This is a genomic window from Candidatus Planktophila versatilis (genome assembly GCF_002288105.1).
In the GTDB taxonomy this organism is placed as follows: domain Bacteria; phylum Actinomycetota; class Actinomycetes; order Nanopelagicales; family Nanopelagicaceae; genus Planktophila; species Planktophila versatilis.
Map to the genome: position 1 here is coordinate 291,532 of NZ_CP016774.1, position 19,085 is coordinate 310,616.

Annotated in this window: 19 protein-coding genes and 1 tRNA gene; 13 read left to right on the forward strand and 7 right to left on the reverse strand. The window is 48.5% G+C overall.

Annotated elements, in window-relative coordinates:
- Window positions 1-45: 45 nt before the first annotated feature.
- From heR to A1sIA79_RS01535, 4 genes are all read left to right on the forward strand, one after another.
- Window positions 46-813, forward strand: a complete 768-nt coding sequence (gene heR / locus A1sIA79_RS01520) for a heliorhodopsin HeR (RefSeq protein ID WP_095674486.1) — start codon at window positions 46-48, stop codon at window positions 811-813.
- Window positions 814-983: 170 nt separating this feature from the next.
- Complete coding sequence (leuA, locus tag A1sIA79_RS01525; protein WP_095674487.1) at window positions 984-2,699, forward strand: 2-isopropylmalate synthase; 1,716 nt, start codon at window positions 984-986, stop codon at window positions 2,697-2,699.
- 14 nt (window positions 2,700-2,713) lie between these two features.
- The gene (recO, locus tag A1sIA79_RS01530; RefSeq protein WP_095674488.1) at window positions 2,714-3,460 is read left to right on the forward strand and encodes a DNA repair protein RecO; all 747 of its coding nucleotides are present in this window, start codon (window positions 2,714-2,716) and stop codon (window positions 3,458-3,460) included.
- 10 nt (window positions 3,461-3,470) lie between these two features.
- Window positions 3,471-4,181 carry an isoprenyl transferase gene (locus A1sIA79_RS01535; protein WP_095674489.1) on the forward strand — a complete coding sequence of 237 codons (711 nt, stop codon included), beginning with the start codon at window positions 3,471-3,473 and terminating at the stop codon, window positions 4,179-4,181.
- A 183-nt stretch (window positions 4,182-4,364) separates the two neighbouring features.
- Here A1sIA79_RS01535 and A1sIA79_RS01545 read toward each other — a convergent pair whose 3' ends face one another.
- Window positions 4,365-4,730, reverse strand: a complete 366-nt coding sequence (locus A1sIA79_RS01545) for a Fur family transcriptional regulator (RefSeq protein WP_095674491.1) — start codon at window positions 4,728-4,730, stop codon at window positions 4,365-4,367.
- Window positions 4,730-5,608, reverse strand: a complete 879-nt coding sequence (locus A1sIA79_RS01550; RefSeq protein ID WP_095674492.1) for a ZIP family metal transporter — start codon at window positions 5,606-5,608, stop codon at window positions 4,730-4,732. The genes A1sIA79_RS01545 and A1sIA79_RS01550 overlap by 1 nt, the downstream gene beginning before the upstream one ends.
- Window positions 5,609-5,673: 65 nt before the next feature.
- Here A1sIA79_RS01550 and A1sIA79_RS01555 point away from each other — a divergent pair, with 65 nt between their 5' ends.
- The 9 genes from A1sIA79_RS01555 (at window position 5,674) to A1sIA79_RS01595 (ending at window position 14,467) form a co-directional block, all read left to right on the forward strand.
- Window positions 5,674-5,943 (forward strand): antibiotic biosynthesis monooxygenase family protein, encoded by a 270-nt coding sequence (locus A1sIA79_RS01555; RefSeq protein ID WP_095674493.1) that lies wholly within the window; start codon window positions 5,674-5,676, stop codon window positions 5,941-5,943.
- A 63-nt stretch (window positions 5,944-6,006) separates the two neighbouring features.
- Complete coding sequence (locus tag A1sIA79_RS01560; RefSeq protein WP_095674494.1) at window positions 6,007-7,386, forward strand: glycine--tRNA ligase; 1,380 nt, start codon at window positions 6,007-6,009, stop codon at window positions 7,384-7,386.
- Complete coding sequence (gene dusB, locus A1sIA79_RS01565) at window positions 7,356-8,522, forward strand: tRNA dihydrouridine synthase DusB (protein WP_095675460.1); 1,167 nt, start codon at window positions 7,356-7,358, stop codon at window positions 8,520-8,522. The genes A1sIA79_RS01560 and dusB overlap by 31 nt, the downstream gene beginning before the upstream one ends.
- Complete coding sequence (locus A1sIA79_RS01570) at window positions 8,522-9,181, forward strand: YdcF family protein (protein ID WP_095674495.1); 660 nt, start codon at window positions 8,522-8,524, stop codon at window positions 9,179-9,181. The genes dusB and A1sIA79_RS01570 overlap by 1 nt, the downstream gene beginning before the upstream one ends.
- On the forward strand, window positions 9,159-10,409 hold the full coding sequence (locus tag A1sIA79_RS01575; RefSeq protein WP_420022516.1) for a deoxyguanosinetriphosphate triphosphohydrolase: 1,251 nt from the start codon (window positions 9,159-9,161) through the stop codon (window positions 10,407-10,409). The genes A1sIA79_RS01570 and A1sIA79_RS01575 overlap by 23 nt, the downstream gene beginning before the upstream one ends.
- Window positions 10,410-10,418: 9 nt before the next feature.
- Window positions 10,419-12,254 carry a DNA primase gene (dnaG, locus tag A1sIA79_RS01580; RefSeq protein ID WP_095674497.1) on the forward strand — a complete coding sequence of 612 codons (1,836 nt, stop codon included), beginning with the start codon at window positions 10,419-10,421 and terminating at the stop codon, window positions 12,252-12,254.
- 50 nt (window positions 12,255-12,304) lie between these two features.
- Window positions 12,305-12,379, forward strand: a tRNA-Asn gene (locus A1sIA79_RS01585).
- 29 nt (window positions 12,380-12,408) lie between these two features.
- Window positions 12,409-13,302 carry a Rieske 2Fe-2S domain-containing protein gene (locus tag A1sIA79_RS01590; protein WP_095674498.1) on the forward strand — a complete coding sequence of 298 codons (894 nt, stop codon included), beginning with the start codon at window positions 12,409-12,411 and terminating at the stop codon, window positions 13,300-13,302.
- Window positions 13,303-13,366: 64 nt separating this feature from the next.
- Window positions 13,367-14,467: a S1C family serine protease gene (locus A1sIA79_RS01595; RefSeq protein ID WP_095675461.1), complete on the forward strand. Its 1,101-nt coding sequence runs from the start codon at window positions 13,367-13,369 to the stop codon at window positions 14,465-14,467.
- A 9-nt stretch (window positions 14,468-14,476) separates the two neighbouring features.
- Here the strand turns inward: A1sIA79_RS01595 and galK are convergent, their stop codons facing one another.
- Genes galK through A1sIA79_RS01620 form a run of 5 tightly spaced genes read right to left on the reverse strand, consistent with a single transcriptional unit; the run spans window position 14,477 to window position 19,030 of the window.
- Complete coding sequence (gene galK, locus A1sIA79_RS01600; protein ID WP_095674499.1) at window positions 14,477-15,613, reverse strand: galactokinase; 1,137 nt, start codon at window positions 15,611-15,613, stop codon at window positions 14,477-14,479.
- A 4-nt stretch (window positions 15,614-15,617) separates the two neighbouring features.
- Window positions 15,618-16,730, reverse strand: coding sequence for a galactose-1-phosphate uridylyltransferase (gene galT, locus A1sIA79_RS01605; RefSeq protein ID WP_095674500.1), 1,113 nt, complete (start codon window positions 16,728-16,730; stop codon window positions 15,618-15,620).
- A gap of 27 nt (window positions 16,731-16,757) precedes the next feature.
- Window positions 16,758-18,053 carry a glycoside hydrolase family 25 protein gene (locus tag A1sIA79_RS01610; RefSeq protein WP_095674501.1) on the reverse strand — a complete coding sequence of 432 codons (1,296 nt, stop codon included), beginning with the start codon at window positions 18,051-18,053 and terminating at the stop codon, window positions 16,758-16,760.
- Window positions 18,050-18,319 carry a hypothetical protein gene (locus tag A1sIA79_RS01615; protein WP_095674502.1) on the reverse strand — a complete coding sequence of 90 codons (270 nt, stop codon included), beginning with the start codon at window positions 18,317-18,319 and terminating at the stop codon, window positions 18,050-18,052. Before A1sIA79_RS01615 ends, A1sIA79_RS01610 begins: the two co-directional genes overlap by 4 nt.
- A 24-nt stretch (window positions 18,320-18,343) precedes the next feature.
- Window positions 18,344-19,030 (reverse strand): LuxR C-terminal-related transcriptional regulator, encoded by a 687-nt coding sequence (locus A1sIA79_RS01620; RefSeq protein WP_095674503.1) that lies wholly within the window; start codon window positions 19,028-19,030, stop codon window positions 18,344-18,346.
- Window positions 19,031-19,085: the final 55 nt, after the last annotated feature.

Consider the following 19,085-nt stretch of genomic DNA (forward strand, 5'->3'; position numbering starts at 1 on the left):
CGATATTGCCGAGAAAATGGCTGGCTGTGGATATAACCTGAGGTTATGGCTAAAGAGATCAATACTCAGAAGATTCGTAATTACAACCTCATTGCAGGTTTCTTCCACCTCGTTCAAATGGTGGTAGTGCTTGTCCTATCGAGTGACTTCACCTTGCCTATTGTTGCCCGTTACGCAGCAGGACCTCCAGGAAGTGATTTTGCAGAACCTGTCACCCTGCTCGAGGCTCCAATCGGAATCACAGTTGCAATCTTCTTAGGTCTCTCAGCCTTCTTCCACTTTATTGTTGTAAGCCCACAATTCTTCCCGCGCTATGCCGCCGGCCTTGCGGCTCACCGCAACTACTTCCGTTGGGTTGAATACTCAATTAGCTCATCAGTAATGATTGTTCTCATTGCACTCATTACTGGCGTCTCTGATGTTGTTGCAATCATCGCCCTCTTTGGGGTCAATGCATCGATGATTCTCTTTGGTTGGCTGCAGGAGAAATATGAAGAGCCAGGAAATGGTGGATGGCTTGCATATATCTTTGGCTGCATTGCCGGTGCTATTCCTTGGCTTGCACTCGCGTTCTATGTTCTTGCAATCGGTGGCCCAGGAGACACAAAGGCGCCTGCATTTGTTTATGGCATCGTCTTCTCAATATTTCTTCTCTTTAATACCTTTGCCGTTGTTCAATACCTTCAATATAAGAAGGTTGGAAAATGGTCAGATTATTTGCGCGGTGAGAAGACTTATATAACGCTCTCACTTGTGGCTAAATCTGCACTCGCATGGCAGATCTTCTCGGGGACCTTGATTCCACCTCAATAAGCCGCTTGATTGAATATGCATTCTCGCGTTATGCTCTACCCACTATGAAGCTCCGCGGACTCCTCCTTATCCGCCGTAGCGAGGCCTAAAGACCGGTCTCCTCGCTGCGGAGTTTGGTGTTGCCGGTAAACCTTTTTTTCCGACTACCAAACACATAGGAGTTAAGTGAAATGAATTTTCCAAAGCAGAAGCCTTCCAAGATGCCGGTGCATCGTTATGCACCTTTTATTCCAGTTGAATTAGAAGATCGCACCTGGCCAAGTAAGAAGATGACAGTGGCACCTAAGTGGTGCTCAGTTGATCTTCGAGATGGCAACCAAGCGCTGATCGACCCAATGGACAAACCTCGCAAGCTTGCGATGTTTAAGTTACTTGTCGCCATGGGCTATAAAGAGATTGAAGTTGGTTTTCCATCAGCTTCCCAAACAGATTTCGATTTCGTGCGCAAGATTATTGATGAGGGTTTGATTCCAGATGATGTGATCATTCAGGTGCTTACTCAAGCCCGCGAACCACTTATTCGTCGCACCTATGAAGCAATTGCGGGTGCTAAGCAAGCGATTGTGCACCTCTATAACTCGACTTCAACCTTGCAACGACGCGTTGTCTTTGGTCTTGATAAAGATGGAATCAAAAAGATTGCAACCGATGGCGCTCAGCTCTGCCTTGAACTAATGGCCACCGTTCCAGAGACCAAGGTCTCCTTTGAATATTCACCTGAGTCATATACCGGCACCGAGCTCGAATTTGCCGTTGAGGTATGTAATGCGGTTAATGATGTGTGGAAGCCAACTCCGCAGTGGAAGACGATTCTGAACTTGCCAGCTACCGTGGAAATGACAACACCGAATGTCTATGCCGATTCCATCGAGTGGATGTGTAGAAACTTAAATAATCGCGATAGCGTCATTGTTTCACTTCACCCACATAATGATCGTGGCACAGGTGTTGCCGCTGCCGAACTTGGATATTTAGCAGGAGCAGATCGCATCGAAGGAACGCTCTTTGGTAACGGTGAGCGCACTGGAAACGTATGCCTTGTTACTCTCGGCATGAACTTGGTTTCACACGGCATTGATCCACATATTGATTTCAGTGATATTGATGAAATCCGTCGCACGGTGGAATACGGCAATCAATTACGCGTGCCAGAGCGCCATCCTTATGGTGGAGATCTGGTCTTTACTGCTTTCTCTGGTTCCCACCAAGATGCAATTAAGAAGGGCTTTGAGCATCTAGAACGCGATGCAAAGGCTGCTGGCAAAGAAGTCGATGATCACTTCTGGGCTGTTCCCTATTTGCCGATTGATCCAAAAGATGTGGGTCGTTCCTATGAAGCAGTAATTCGGGTGAACTCTCAATCAGGTAAGGGTGGAGTTGCCTACTTGATGAAGAGTGAACATCACCTTGATCTGCCACGTCGCCACCAAATTGAATTCTCCAGAATTGTTCAGGCAAAGACTGATCATGAGGGCGGGGAAATCACAGCAGAGCAGTTGTGGCATATCTTCGAAGATGAATATTTGCCAACAGATTCTGCGCCGTGGGGCCGCTTCAGATTAAAGGGAATGTCACAGAACTCAGTCATGGGTGAAGATGTTCAACTAACAATCAAGATTACAGATCGCAGTGAACCAGTTGAGCTTTCTGGAACTGGTAACGGTCCAATTGCTGCCTTCTGTCACATCATGCAAAATCATGGCGTTGATGTGAGAGTTCTTGATTTCCATGAGCACGCGCTCTCTTCCGGCGGCGATGCAACTGCCGCTGCATATCTTGAGTGCGAAATTGATGGCCAAGTCTTCTGGGGAGTCGGAATCGACCCAAATACAACGACTGCTTCACTTAAGGCCGTCGTGTCTGCAATCAATCGCGCTATTCGCTAACTACCGTACGCAGTATGTCTGCACCTCAATCCAAGCTCTATCGCGATGAGGCAATTATTTTGCGCACGCAAAAACTGGGTGAAGCAGATCGCATTATTACGTTGCTCACCAAAGAGCATGGGCGTATTCGTGGTGTGGCAAAAGGTGTTCGTCGCACCATGTCTAAATTCGGTGCGCGCCTAGAGCCTGGCAGCCATGTAGATATCCAGATGCATGCCGGCAAGACCTTTGACACCATCACTCAAGTTGAAGCGATTATGAATTACGGTGAAGCACTCACCAACGATTATCAACGCTGGACAATTGCTCACGCGATCCTGGAAACCGCTGAGCGCTTTACCCAGCAAGAGGAAGAGCCAGCCCCGCAAGAATTTCACTTAGTAGTAGGTGGCATGAAAGCACTTGCTGATAATCGTTATGACTCATCGCTGATCCTCGATGCATTTCTATTGCGCTCACTTTCTATTGGTGGTTATGAACCATCGATGACAGCATGTTCTCGTTGTGAAAAGCCAGGGCCGCATCGTTATTTCTCATTAGTTGGCGGTGGATCTGTGTGCATGGATTGTCGGCCATCAGCATCGGCTACCGCATCAGCAGAAGCGCTCGAGCTGATGCAAGCGCTATTGCGTGGTGATTGGGATGTGGCGGAAAAAAGTGAAGCTCGCCATCGTCGAGAGGCTAGTGGTTTGGTTACTGCCTACCTACAATGGCACCTGGAACGTGGACTGCGAAGTTTGCCGATGGTGGAAAGGGCTTAATTAGATAGAGATGTCTAAAAAGATTGATATTCCCCAACACATCGCAATCGTGATGGATGGAAATGGGCGCTGGGCAAAAGAGCGCGGATTACCTCGCACTGCCGGGCATCAAGCTGGTGAAAAAGTCCTATTTGATTTAGTAGAAGCTGCAATTGGTTTTGGTGTGAAAGAGATCAGTGCATATGCATTTTCAACCGAGAATTGGAAGCGCAGCCCAGAAGAAGTGAAGTTCTTGATGGGTTACAGCCGCGAGATGCTGCGCACTCGTCGTGATCGCCTCAACGAGATGGGCGTAAAGATCAATTGGTTAGGCCGCCCACAACGTCTCTGGAAGTCCGTCATTGCCGAGTTAGAAGAGGCAGAAGAGCTAACTAAGAAGAATAAGAAGCTCACCTTAAATATGTGCGTCAACTATGGCGGTCGAGCAGAGATTGTTGATGCAGCCACAGAGCTAGCTCGCGATGTAAAGCGCGGTAAAGTCAAAGCAGATTCCATTAATGAGAAGACTCTAGAAAAGTATCTCTATTCACCAAAGATGCGCGATGTCGATATGTTCCTGCGTTCATCCGGTGAACAGCGCACCAGCAACTTCTTGCCGTGGCAATCAACGTATGCCGAGCTCGTCTTTATGGATGTCTTATGGCCAGATATGACCCCAAAGATGTTGTGGAAAGCGATTGAGATTTATTCGGCGAGAGAGCGACGTTTCGGAAGCGCTTAAGCGGCCGGGTGATCTATAGGTGTTGGGGCTGTCAACAATGAGTGGCAAACGGCGCAACATGCATTGTCGAGTAGATACATTTCTAATTCATATGTATGGGGGCAGAAGGCAGCCGTAATTTGAATTAGGTGTGATCCACATGCCGGACATGCACATGTAGGGATTCCTCGAAAATTACCCATTTCAACACTTGGTGCAGAGGCCGAAGATTTCCGCAGTGTGTCCCACTTCGCGAAAACCGTGTTCTTCAGCCATGACCTTGGCCCATTTTTCAATTGCTCCCCCTTCAATCTCGACTGTATCGCCGCAACCTTTACAGACTAAGTGATGATGGTGAGCCTCTCCGCAGAGACGGTAGATAGCTTCTCCATCTTCGCGGCGCAGTACATCGACAATCTTGTCGTTGACCAAACTCTGCAGAGAGCGATAGACGGTAGTTAAACCAATACTTTCGCCTTCTCTTTGCATGAGTCTGTAAACCTCTTGCGCGCTGGCAAAACCGCCAGCGCGTTCGAGAGTACTTAAGACTCTAGGGTTGGAACGAGACACTACTTATGATCTTCCTCTTCATGGTCGCCATGCTCTTCACCTTCATGCTCTTCACCTTCATGCTCTTCACCTTCATGCTCTTCACCTTCATGCTCTTCATGAATAGCAGTGGTCGAGCCATGAGTATGTGAATCACCTGAATGCAGATAACTGACAAGTCCCCACATAATGAGAACTCCACCGATCGTTGCCAAAATTGTGTAGCGAGACTTATGTCGTGAATGTGCCTCTGGCAAGATATGTGATGTTGCAAGGTAGATAACAATTCCAGAGAAAGCAGCGAGGTAGATAGCGATTACGTTATCTCCAAGAGCCAAGCTAGTTCCAAGTGCGGCGCCGCTGATGCGAGCAAGTGCATCGACTGCTAAAAGCCATATGCCCTTTTTGCTCCACTTTCCGCTCTTGATTAGAAATGAAACTGTATTGAGGCCATCACTGAATGCGTGGACCAAGAGTGCAATAAAGACAGCGACACCCAAATCTGAGCTGACCTTAAATGCAACGCCCAGCGCTAGACCGTCGAGGAATACGTGACCGCCCATTGCAACTGCGCCCAGAACTCCAACAGAGCTCGCTGAGTGCGTGTGGTCATGACCGTAATCTGATTCAGCTGGTTCGTGCGAACCAAAAATCTGCTCGTAGAAGTGAAGCAGAAGGAATCCTGCAATGAGTGCTACTGATACGGCAGGTGCATGGAAAATCTCTTGAGTTCCAAGTTCAAAGACCTCAGGAAGAAGATCAAATGCAACAAGACCTAGAAGTAGTCCTGCGGATAATCCAAGAACCAAGTGGAGTTTGTCCTTGGCGCGGATTGCTAGATAGCCACCCGCTGTAGTTGCTATAGCTGTTAAGGCTGCTAGGCCGATTGCGATATTCATAGCCGGACCGTATCACAAATGAAAATGATTTTCATTCCCGTTCCCCACCACTCTAGGCTCAGCCCATGATTGCAATCTCCCGATTTGAGCTCCCCTTGGCTGAAGGAGAGAAATTCCGCGTAGAACTAGAGGCGGTGCGCGATGTTTTAGCGCAGGCAACCGGCTTTATTTCAGGTGTGGTTGGGCAGAATCTAGATGAGCCAACGCTCTGGGTGCTCACAACTGAGTGGCAGAACGTGGGTTCATATCGAAGGGCGCTTAGCTCTACCCGCGCAAAATTAGAAGCAATTCCGGTTCTTGCCAGAGCGATCGATGAGCCTGGAGCGTACGAGTAAACTAAGCACACGATTTCAACGACCGTTGTAATTCGCCGACAGCCAGCCGGATGGAGATTTGTAATGGCCGTAGACCGTCTAGAAAATATTGTTTCACTATCTAAGCGACGTGGATTTGTATTCCCGTCTTCAGAAATTTATGGAGGACTTCGCGCCTCATGGGATTACGGTCCTCTGGGAGTAGAACTTAAGAACAATGTAAAGCGCCAGTGGTGGAAGTCCATGGTGATGGGTCGCGAAGATATTGTCGGCCTCGATTCTTCAGTTATTTTGGCACGCGAAGTTTGGGAAGCATCTGGTCACGTTGCAACATTTAGCGATCCGCTCACAGAGTGCACCGCCTGCCATAAGCGTTATCGCGCAGATCATTTAGAAGAGCAGTATGAAGCAAAGCATAAGAAGAAGCTTGATTCACTTGCTGATATGAACTGCCCGGCATGTGGCAACAAAGGACAATTTACAACACCTAAACAATTCTCTGGCTTGCTTAAGACTTTTCTTGGCCCAGTAGAAGATGAGACAGGGCTTGCCTATTTGCGACCTGAGACAGCCCAAGGAATCTTCATTAATTTTGATAACGTGATGACAACATCACGCAAAAAGCCACCTTTTGGTATTGGCCAGATTGGTAAATCTTTCCGCAATGAAATTACCCCAGGCAACTTCATCTTCCGTACTCGTGAATTTGAGCAGATGGAGATGGAATTCTTTGTCGTTCCAGGAACTGATGAAGAGTGGCATAAGTATTGGATTGAGACTCGCCTTAATTGGTATAAAGATCTAGGAATTAACCCAGAACGGCTGCGCCTGTTTGAGCATCCAAAAGAGAAGCTCTCGCATTATTCAAAGGGCACAACAGATATTGAATACAAATTTGAATTCAACGGAACTGAGTGGGGTGAGCTAGAAGGTATTGCTAACCGCACCGATTTCGATCTTAAGGCGCACTCAGCAGCATCTGGAAAAGATTTGTCCTACTTTGATCAAGAGAAGAATGAGCGCTGGACACCTTATGTGATTGAGCCAGCAGCCGGTGTGGACCGCTGCGCACTCACATTTATGATGGATGCATTTACTGAAGATGAAGCACCGAATGCAAAGGGCGAGATGGAAAAGCGTGCGGTGATGAAATTTGATCACCGCATTGCACCCGTAAAGGCGGCAGTGCTACCGCTTTCTCGTAACGCTGATTTATCACCTAAAGCACGTGATTTGGCGACAGAGCTACGCAAGAACTGGAATATCGATTTCGATGATTCTGGTGCTATCGGTCGCCGCTATCGTCGCCAAGATGAAATCGGTACTCCGTACTGCATCACCATTGACTTCGAAACTTTGGAAGATCAAGCGGTCACAATTCGCGATCGCGACACAATGGGGCAAGAACGTATTGCACTTGATCAAGTTCAAGCATGGCTAGCTCCACGTCTACTCGGCTGCTAGCGCCGCTAGAACTCCCTCTTAAAGATGGAGTTCATTTAATCGATCCGCCAGTAGTTCTGGCACCGATGGCCGGAATTACCAATGCACCATTTCGCATGCTCTGCCGCGAACAAGGCGCGGGTTTATTTGTCTCAGAAATGGTCACTGCGCGCGCATTACTAGAGCGCATCCCGGAAACACTGCGCATGATTGAACCAGGTGCGGGCGAGTGGCCACGTTCGGTGCAGCTCTATAGCGTTGATCCACACCATATGGCCGAAGCGGTCAAAATGATTGGGCGCGAGAATCTAGCTGACCATATCGATATGAACTTTGGTTGCCCGGTTCCGAAAGTTACGCGTAAAGGTGGGGGAGCAGCGCTTCCCTTTAAACGTAATCTTTTTCGTGAAATTGTGAAAGCTGCGGTAGAAAATGCCAAGCCTTATGGAATTCCGGTCACAGTCAAGATGCGTATTGGTATCGATTCAGATCACCACACTTACTTAGAGGCAGCAAAATCAGCCGCTGACTTAGGTGTTGCTTGGGTGGCTTTGCATGCGCGCACTGCCCAGCAAATGTATGAAGGAAAATCTGATTGGTCTGCCATCGCCCAACTTGTTGAACATTTAAAACCAACCGGTGTTCCGGTATTAGGCAATGGTGATATCTGGTCTGGGGCCGATGGCATCGAGATGGTTCGCCAAAGTGGATGTGCGGGAGTTGTTGTGGGCCGTGGTTGCCTAGGCCGCCCGTGGCTCTTTGCTGATTTAGTGGCGGCCTTTAACGGTGAAAGTAGCCGCACATTGCCCACTCTGCATGAAGTTCGGGAAGTCATGTTTCGCCATGGCGAACTCATCGTTGAATACTTTGAATCTGAAGATCGTGGTTGCCGCGACTTACGTAAACATATGGCCTGGTATCTCAAGGGCTTTAGTGTTCCATCCGAACTGCGCCGCCAATTCGGAATGGTCGCTTCCTTAAACGAACTACGTTCACTACTGAATCAATTAGATGATCAGCCCTATCCGGTTGAAATTGGTGACAAACCTCGAGGTCGCACAAGTAGCGGGCGCCCGCCAACTTTGCCTGATGGCTGGCTTAATGATCCCGATGAAATGATTCATCTTGATGCTGAAGATATGTTCTCGGGTGGTTAATGTTTAAATTAATCAGACGAGTTATTTCTTTGGCGCTGGCTGTGGTTGTGATTATTCCTACCTATGCACTCTTTGTTACCTGGAACTCGGCTAAGAATCCAACCTTTAGATCTACGGCAGAAGTCATTGTTGTGCCGGGGGCGGCGCAACTGAATGGCGTACCAGGTGAGGTATTACTTGCACGTCTGATTGAGGCAAAGCGAATCAAAGATGCTGGATATGCGCCACTTATTATCACTGTGGGAGCTGGTGCACCCGGAGATCGCACAACTGAAGCAGCCGCTGGAAAATATTGGTTGACCCAAAATGGAGTAGCGAAAAATAAAGTTATTTCAATTCCGGTAGGGCGAGATACTTTTTCCCAGACGCAGGCATATATCAAAGAGATGAAGAGTCGAAAGTTATATAACGTCATCATTGCAACTGATGCTTATCACTGCCAGCGCACCATCACGATGGCAAAAGACTTAGGAGCAACTGCAACATGTTCACCTGCCAGCACTGGGCCAAATACCCTTGCAAAATCACGGTATCGATATTTGATTCGCGAAGCCGGTGCCTATCTGGCATACATCACGCTAGGCAGACGAGGCATTCATATCAGCGATCACCTGACTAACAGCAAACTTGTAAGGTATGTGTATGACCCAGTTGCCTAAGGCATATAGCGCTGCCGATCAAGAGAGATTTCTTGATGAACCGGCAAAGCGTGCTGGTCGCACTGAATTCATGCGCGATCGCGCCCGTGTTATTCACTCTGCCGCCCTTCGTCGGTTAGCTGCTAAAACTCAGGTAGCAGTTCCTTGGGAGAATGATTTTCAACGCACTCGTTTATCTCACTCACTGGAGTGCGCCCAGATTGGTCGCGAACTAGGAGAATCACTTGGCGCAGACCCAGATCTACTTGAGACTGCATGTTTGTCACACGATATGGGGCATCCACCATTTGGTCACAATGGGGAAGAAGCACTGGCCGATGCTGCGCAATCGTGTGGTGGCTTTGAAGGAAATGCTCAGAGTTTTAGGTTACTCACCCGCATTGAAGCCAAGACTGTTTCAGTAACGGGAAAAAGTCTTGGACTCAATCTGACTCGAGCATCACTTGATGCGGCGACGAAATATCCGTGGACCAGAGCAGAGAATCCACGCAAGTTTGGTGTGTATAGCGATGATACGGAAATCTTCACTTGGGTGCGAGCAGGTGCACCCGATGAGCGCAAATGTATTGAAGCACAGATCATGGATTGGTCTGATGATTGTGCATACTCCGTACACGATTTAGAAGATGCCATCTTTGCTGGCCAAGTGCGGGTAAAGAATTTCGATAACGATTTCGAGACTTTATATCAAGAGATGACCGCGAACTATGGCAGTGATGCCACCAAGAGCGAGGCCGCAGATGCACTCACGCGTTTGCAATCACTGACTTGCTGGCCAACTCACTTTGATCGCACACATCGCGCCCTTGCTCGCTTAAAAGATACGACTTCACAACTGATTGGCCGTTTTGTGCTGGCTGCCGAACTTGAAACTCGCAAAGTTCACGGCGATGGTCCATTGACTCGCTATAGCGCCAATCTTGAAATTCCACGCGAAGCAAAAGTGGAGGTTGATTTCCTGAAGGCTGTTGCTGGGCATTACTTGATTAGCGCTGCGGCGTCGCAAGAGCGCTATGCAAAACAACAAGTAGTCATTCATGATTTGGTGCAGATGCTCTTCGATGCGGCCCCCAGCGAACTCGACCCAATCTTTGAAGATGATTGGAAGCAGGCCACAAATGATTCAGAGCGGTTACGTATTGTCATTGACCAAATTGCTAGCCTGACCGACCCCGGCGCATATGCCTTACACGCCCATCTCTCGCAAGCTCCCACAAAGCGTAGATAAGGTAGGAACATGAGCGGGCGGATTAAGGCTGATGACATCGTCTATGTGCGCGAGCATGCACATATCGACGAAGTTGTTTCAGCAGCAGGAGTTGCGCTAAAAAACGCGGGCGGTGGACAGAAGAAGGGGCTCTGTCCGTTTCATGATGAGAAATCTCCCTCCTTCCATGTGACACCTTCCAAGAATTACTATCACTGCTTTGGTTGCGGTGTTGGCGGGGATGTCATCGATTTTATGATGAAGACAGAGCATTTAAGTTTCACCGAAACAATTGAGCGACTTGCCTCTCAAATTGGTTACACCCTTCGTTATGAAGAAGGAGGACCAACTCAACCGACTTCCCAGCGTTCGCGTTTATATGCAGCCCACCTAGCTGCAGCCAAGTTCTATCAAGATCTGATTAATACTTCCCCCGATGCCGCACATGCCCGTGATCTGCTTACTAAACGTGGATTTGATAAAGCGGCATGTGATTTATTTGGAGTGGGCTATGCCCCCAATAGTTGGGATGCATTAACCAAGCATCTGCGCGCCGCCGGATACACCATTGAAGAGTTAGAAGAAGCGGGACTTTCTAAGATGGGTGAGCGCGGGCCGATCGATAAGTTTAGAAACCGCATTATGTGGCCGATTAAAGATATTTCAGGAGATATCGTCGGATTTGGTGCTCGTAAATTAGCTAGTGATGAAGAGGATCAAGGCCCTAAGTATTTAAATACCTCGGAAACTCCTATCTATAAGAAGTCACAAGTTCTTTATGGCCTTGATATGGCTAAGAAAGAAATTGCCAAGAGTCGTCAGGTAGTTGTGGTTGAAGGCTATACCGATGTGATGGCATGTCATTTGGCTGGAATAACAACTGCAGTTGCAACCTGTGGCACAGCATTCGGTGATGATCACATCCGCATTATTCGCAGACTACTGATGGATGCCGATACCTTCCGCGGTGAAGTGATCTTCACCTTCGATGGCGACGCCGCTGGACAAAAAGCTGCCATGAAAGCTTTCGGTGATGACCAGAAGTTTGTCACCCAAACTTTTGTTGCAGTTGAACCAGATGGCCTTGACCCATGCGACCTTCGCCAACATAAGGGCGATCTGGCACTACGTGATTTGATTGCAAAGAGAGTGCCACTCTTTGAATTTGCCATTCGCACCGAACTTAAAAAACATGATCTGAATACCGCCGAAGGACGTGTTAATGCGCTCAACACCGCCGCCCCACTGGTTGCAGCCATTCGCGATAAGTCACTACGCCCGGAATACATCAAATCTTTATCAGGGTGGTTAGGAACAGAGACCGAAGTTGTCACCGCAGCAGTGAACACGGCCCTGAAAAAGGTGAGCACAACCCAAGTTCAGAGCGAGGCACCGGCTGCCGATGCGCAGTGGCGACCTAATCCGAACGAACCCACCTTGATGCTTGAGCGAGAAGTATTGAAAGCTAAGTTACAGATGTCAGGACTTGTCTTTGGCTGGAGCACTATTGAAGATGAAGCATTTACTCATCCGGCCTACCGAGAGCTACGCCGCATTATCGACTCATTTGGCACCGAACCGCTAGCCCTGGAAAAAGTTGACGATGATCGCATGAAGCAGCTATTTACAGAACTCTCGGTGGAACCAGTGCGCACAGATGGAGCAGTTTCAGAGAAGTATGTTTCAAGCATTGTCGCCAGATTACGTGAAGTACTTGTCAGTCGAAAGATTGCAGATCTGAAATCAAGTCTGCAGCGCCTTAATCCGGTTGAAAATCAGGAGCAGTACAACGCAGCATTTGCAGAGTTGGTTGCCCTGGAAACCCAGAAACGTGGGCTGCACGAACTCTCCATTAGTTCGCTCTAACGTGGGCATTTTGGCGCAGGCTTACCCCCTGCGGTAGAGTTGCGCCTCATTCCCTGATAGCTCAACGGCAGAGCAGTCGACTGTTAATCGACAGGTTCTTGGTTCGAATCCAAGTCAGGGAGCCACGCGCCACGGCTCGCGATATCCTAAAGTTATGAACGCATTGCAGAGTATTTCCCGAGGTGCAATGAGTTCATGGGCCACGCAGAATCGAGCCCCTCGCCTGTTACGTGTATTTCTCGGTGCCACCTTTATCTATGCCGGATGGGATAAAGCATCTGATCCTGGATTTCTCACACAAGGTGAGCCCACATATATCGGCACCCAGTTAGCTGCCTTTGCCGCAAATTCACCGATCGGATTCTTACTCAACCGCATTCTAGATCATGCAACCTATGTCGGAATCTTGGTCATGGTTGCAGAGTTTGCAGTTGGAATTGCAACGTTGCTCTGGGTTGCACCAGCAACAGCTGCCTTTGGCGGATTTTTACTTTCAGTAACGCTCTGGCTTTCTAGCTCTTTCTATACAACTCCATATTTCTTGGCAGGTGATAGCGCATACGCAGTGATGTGGCTTGCTTACTTACTACTACTGATTGGAAATCGACGAATGCCTGCTACAAATTTTCAACGCCGAAGTGTCTTGCGCACAGCGATTGTGGGTGCCCTAGCGGTAGCTGCAACCTTTGCCGGCAAGGCCTTGCCAAAGGGTTCGGCTTCAGTGAAATCTTCAACTAAAGGTAAGGGAGCGCAGATAATTAAAGTTGCCGAACTACCTGTGGGAAAGACAATTAATTTTGTGCATTCGGCACAAGGGGTCCCAGCAATCCTCTTTCGCACCAAAGCCGGAGTCTTTGCATACTCCGCAATCTGCACCCACGAAGGTTGCTCAGTTACATATAAATCTTCATCGAAGAAACTCATCTGCCCTTGCCACGCAGCGCAGTTTGATCCATTTGCTGGCGCTAAAGTCGTTTCCGGGCCGGCTGAAAGACCGCTGGATAAAGTAAAAGTAAAGATTAGCGGTGCGTGGGTGGTTGAAGCCTAAACTCTCTCAACGCTCTCACTGCTCTAACAGGAAAATCACAGAAGAATAGGGAAGCATCATGGTTATGAAGAACGCCAAAGTTATCGCAGCCTTTATTGCAGGAGCTGCCATTGCGGGCTCAGTTGCAACTGCCTCAACAAATTCAACCAGTGTTGTGAAGGCATGTGCTGATAAGCGCACCAATGCGCTCTATCTCTCGCCTACCGGCACCTGCTCTTCGTCGAGAACACTTGTTGAACTCGGTGGCAGTGAAATGAATGCAAAAACCATTGCTTCGCTAGTAACTCCATCGGTCGTCTCGATTAGCGTTACCGCTCCTTCGGGTTCTGGCACCGGTTCCGGATCGGTCTATCAGAGCACATCTGCATTTAGTTACATCATCACCAATAACCACGTGATTTCTACGGCTGTGACATCAGGAACAATTAAGATAGAACTGACCAATGGCAATCAGTATTCAGCAACGATTGTGGGACGAGATCCCGGATATGACCTAGCAGTACTCAAGGTGCAAATGGGAAATCTTCCAGCCATTACCTTGGGAGACTCTTCTAAACTCAGTGTTGGAGATCCTGTTCTAGCGATCGGTTCTCCACTCGGCTTGGCTAGTACAGTCACAACCGGAATCGTCTCTGCACTTAATCGCCCGGTATCAACTGGCACAGAAGATGCACAGTCTTATGTCAATGCAATCCAAACAGATGCCGCCATTAACCCTGGAAACTCAGGCGGAGCACTCGTCGATGCCGCAGGAAGGCTCGTTGGAGTGAACTCTGCAATTGCCACAATATCTTCAGGTGCGGCAAGTGGAAATATCGGACTTGGATTTTCAATTCCGATCAATGAAGCAAAGCGTGTGATTGATGAAATCATTGCAACTGGAAAATCAAAGCGTCCAGTACTTGGCGTCTACTTTGATCCTGCCTACACAGGAGTTGGTGCCAAAATTACTCAGCTCAGCCCCGGTGAAGGAGCAGAGAAAGCTGGCATCCCAGTGAACTCAGTTCTTCGTAGTATCGATGGCGTGAAGGTTGCTAACTCGGAAGCGGCAATTGTGCGCATTCGCTCTTATGCACCAGGTAGCACGGTAACTGTGGTGGTGGATCTACCAACGGGTGCCAGCAAGAGCTTTAAGGTAACTTTAGGTTCAGCACCGTCGCTCTAAGGCAGTTGACTAAGAAAGTAACTGCGCGCTAGCGCCTTGGCTAGGTAGCGATGTAAAAAAGCGAGGCTTTTTGAAGCCCTTGCTGATAAATGCATCGGTAATCGCCGTGCGAGTTTTCTTAAGATCACTCGCTTGAATGAGTGCGATGGCACTGCCTCCGAAACCTCCGCCAACCATGCGCGCACCAAGGGCCCCAGCAGCTAGTGATGTGTGCACCGCCAGATCTAATTCGGGACATGAGACTGTGTAATCATCACGCAATGAGTTATGCGAGCCATTGAGTAGTAAACCTAGCTCTGCAAAATCTGATGCTTTAAGTGCTACTACTGCATTGTGCACACGTGCGATTTCAGTGACTGCATGCCGAGCGCGCATAAACTCAACCGGAGTCAATTTATCTTGCGCAGCATCTAGTGCATCCAGGGTGAGCTCGCGCATAGAGCGCACACCGAGTTTGGCCACTGCCGATTCACACGATGCCCGACGTTCGGCATATCCGCCATCGATGAGAGCATGGTGAGCTTGGGTATCAATAATGAGAAGTTCTAAACCGTGATTAACTACATTAAATGGAATTGATTGCGTCGACAAATCGCGGCAATCAAGAAGCAGGGCGGCACCTGCCTGAGCCATGAGCGAGACGGATTGATCCATGATTCCGCATGGCATTCCGACATACTCATTTTCAGCACGTTGAGTTGCGCGGGCAAGATCTGCTAATGAAATATTGAGCTCAAACAATAAATTAAGGGCCACTGCAACTGAACATTCCAGCGCTGCCGATGATGAGAGTCCAGCACCTGTGGGCACCGTGCCATCAATGAGAATATCTAGTCCAGAATCGATTTTCAGTGCCCAGATAACGCCGAGCACATACTTCTCCCACTCACCTGCGCTTCCAGGTTTCACATCGGCAGCATCAATTGTGAAGAGTTCATTTTTGCGTTGATTCGATGCGATGCGCACTAAGCCATCGCTGCGTTTTGCGAGAGCGGCATGGGTGCGATCTGCAATGGCAAATGGAAGAACAAAGCCATCGCTGTAATCGATATGTTCACCGATGAGATTAACTCGACCCGGAGCTTCAGAAATTACCTGAGGCTTATGACCATAAAGTGATTCAAAATTGGTGGAAAGCGCGCCCATCTTCCTAGAGCTTCACATCTTTAAGCTGTTGGGCAGATTGTTCTGGTTTCATATCCATAATGAAGGCGCCCATGGCAGATTCAGAACCAGCTAAATATTTAAGTTTGCCTGGTGCTCTGCGCACACTGGCAATCTGCCAATGCAACCTCAGCAGATCGCGCCCCTGGCGCACAGGTGCTTGATGCCAGGCAGCGATATATGCCATATCAATCCCAAATACTCCATCGAGGCGCTTCATTACTTCGATGGCAATCGATGGGAAAGAATCACAGGCAGCAGGTGCTAACTCTGCTAAATCTGCAACTGGTTGTAGCGGGGCAACGTGAATTTCAAATGGATAGCGTGAGGCATATGGAGTGTATGCAACCCAATGTTCGTTCTTGGCAACAATGCGAAGGCCATCGCGTAGCTCGCGAGCAACGACATCGTCAAAGAGCACGCGCCCGGTCTTGGCATGGTGCGCCCTTGCAACTTCAAGCATTTTTACAACACGTGGTGGTAGATATGAATAAGCATAAATCTGCCCATGCGGATGAGCCAAGGTAACGCCAATTTCTTCACCGCGATTTTCAAAAGGCGCGATATGTTCAATGAAAGGTTCTTGCGAGAGTTCGCGCGTGCGATCACGCCAAGCTTCTAGCAGTGTGCGCACTCTTTGGGCAGATAAAGTTTTAAAGGAGCCACCGTGATCTGCCGTAAAGCAAATTACTTCACACTTTCCGGCAGCTACACCATCATCAGTATCTGAGCCGACCAGATCGGGCAAGGCAAAATCACCTTCTGGTGGACGCATTGAAGGTGAGCGATTATCAAAGACAACTACTTCAAAATCATTTTCTGGAATCTCAGTCAGCAGCTCACCGGTGGTGGGACAGAGTGGACATAGTTCTTTTGGCGGTAAGAAGATGCGACCTTGACGATGGGCTGCCATCACAACCCATTCGTTGACTAATGGATCAAGACGTAGCTCGCCAATACCTGGTTGCGCTTCAGCAGGTCGTTGATCTGCAACGGTGCGATTTTGAGCCGCGGTATCGTAATAACGAATTGTTCGGCCATCGCTCATGGTGCGACTTGTGCGCACAACACCGGCAGATAGCTCGAGGATTTCATCCATAGTGCGCCTACCTTATCGTGGGATAAGTTAATTCTTAATCTGATTGCGACAGCCATCAGTGGCTGGCTTGCTCGGAGCCTTCTTAGTTGGTTTAGGCACAGGTGCTTCACCCTGAGTAATCGTCAGATCAACTAGCGCCTTGGCATCGGCGTGAGTTCCAGAAGGATCTTTATATGCAACGCTGCCAAACCAGGTTCCAGCAGGAAGACCAGAAATAGAAAGCGTCCATGAACCGCTGGTTTCACGTTCAACTTTCTGAACAACCGTTGGCTTCGTTGCATTTGCAGATGTGAAATATAGCTTGACCGAACCGGTGACAACAGGTGAGCTATCTGGACGTGTGACTTCAATGGCAATCACCGCACTCTTATTTGTCGTCGTTGCCTTTACCGATGAAATTGTGATGGTTGAGCTTTCACCAACTGGCATTAGATCTGCTGGATCTGGTAACCAAGTGCCGGTGAGCAATGATTCAAATTTCTCTGGTGTTCCACCAAAGACATTGAGATCTAACCGATTACCTGGCACACCATACTTGGGCGCGATTCCACACGAGGAGTATTGCCACATCGTCCAATTAGCTGAGCATTGCGCCGTGGTCCACGAGTGCACATAACAACCACCTGGTTTCACATTGGGCCTCGCCTCGGGCTTAGCTGGGTCAATTGTGTATTGGGCGATCCATAACGGATATTGTGAAAGTTCTTTGTCCCGGTTCAAGGCATTTTCCAGAAAATGTGGCGAAGAATAAATCAAGGGCGTACGACCAGTCTTATCTTTGAGTGTGGCAAGGAAAGTCTTACTCCAGAGAGTTGCTTGGGCGCGAGTTGCACTCTTACTACACGAGCCAGATGAACTGACTTTGACGCAGTTATTTTCAAGATCAAGTGCATATGGCAAATCTAAATCATTAAAGCCACCCAGCGCCTCAACTCTCCAGATAACTTTCTGAGCTTGCGCCCGAGCGTCTCGCTCTACTGCGGCGTTAGTTGTTACATTGGGTAAGAGTGCATAGTGATAAAAACCAGTGTGAATTCCAGCTTCTTGTGCTCCAACGCGATCAGCCTTCACATACTTCAGGGCTAGGCGATCAGAATATTCTCTGGTATCTGATGCTTTAATCATCACGAAATCAATTCCAGCAGCACGCATTTTCTTGAAGTTAATTGGCTTATCGTTTGGATGTTGCCATCTACTGATATCTGCGCCATGAATTTTTCCGGCTGGACCAGCTACTACTAATTCTGCAGCGCGTGCCGGGCTAGCATGAAAGGCAAAGGAGAGAAATGAGAGGGAGAGCAGGATGGTAAGAGATTTTCTCATTTTTCTACGATCACAACCGATTCACCGAAAACATCAAGAAAAGCACTTTGCAATACTGAGCGATGACGCAAACGCGCCTCTTGATAGTCATGGCCAGTTGCCAACTTATTACTATCACTGAAATCTAAGGTCAGGCGCCCGTTATCAAATGATTCAAGGCGAGCATCAAAGTAGGCAATCCAAATAACTCGGTCTTGGCTTTCAACTAGGTCAAGGACTTCATTCCAGCGCACCCGAATTTTTGCCAGGGTAAGGGCGGAAGACATGCGCAGAGATTACCGCAAGGCGCCTTAATGTCTTGGCGCACCGAGCCACTTGAAGTATTCACCAGCTAAGACAACGCGCAGATTCCGGCGACGATCTGGGGTGATAGATAGGTGTTGTGCGATGCGCGCCACAATCTGCTCAACTGACTTTTCTGAGACAAAGCGCACCTTAGCAATTTCAGAGTTGCTTAGCCCCTGTGCCACAAGGCGCAGCGTCTCGATCTGAATATCGGTGAGCTCATTGAGAACTGTGATGAAATCTTCCTTATGAATTGAGGTATGCATATTGATCCAATTCATCTTTGAGCCATCTGTTGCAGATATCACGCTCTGTGCAAGGGCTCCGGTGATGACCGACAAATCTGAGATGCTGCGCTTAAGAATTATCTTAGAACCCGGTGGAATATTTTTTTCCATGAGGCCAAAGAGGCGCAGATCAGGACAGGATGTTGTAATAACTATTCCCAGTGCTGGGTTTACATTACGCAGCTTCTGCAATAAGACAATTGCCGCTTCACCTGAGAATTGCAGGTCAATTAAGACAGCTTCAGGCTCAAGTGAACGAAACAAATTTTCAGCCATGAACTTATCTGGCGCTTCTCCCACAACATTGACGCTATGAAGGCGAAGTGAGGCGGCCATCGTGGCAAGCTCAAAGGAATCATCGTTAACGAGCAAGACTCGAACTGTTGATCCCTGTCGTGTGAGCACATGTAATGATAGGACGCATCGCGCCCTTTGTATCCTGGGGGTATCCCTATCGAAG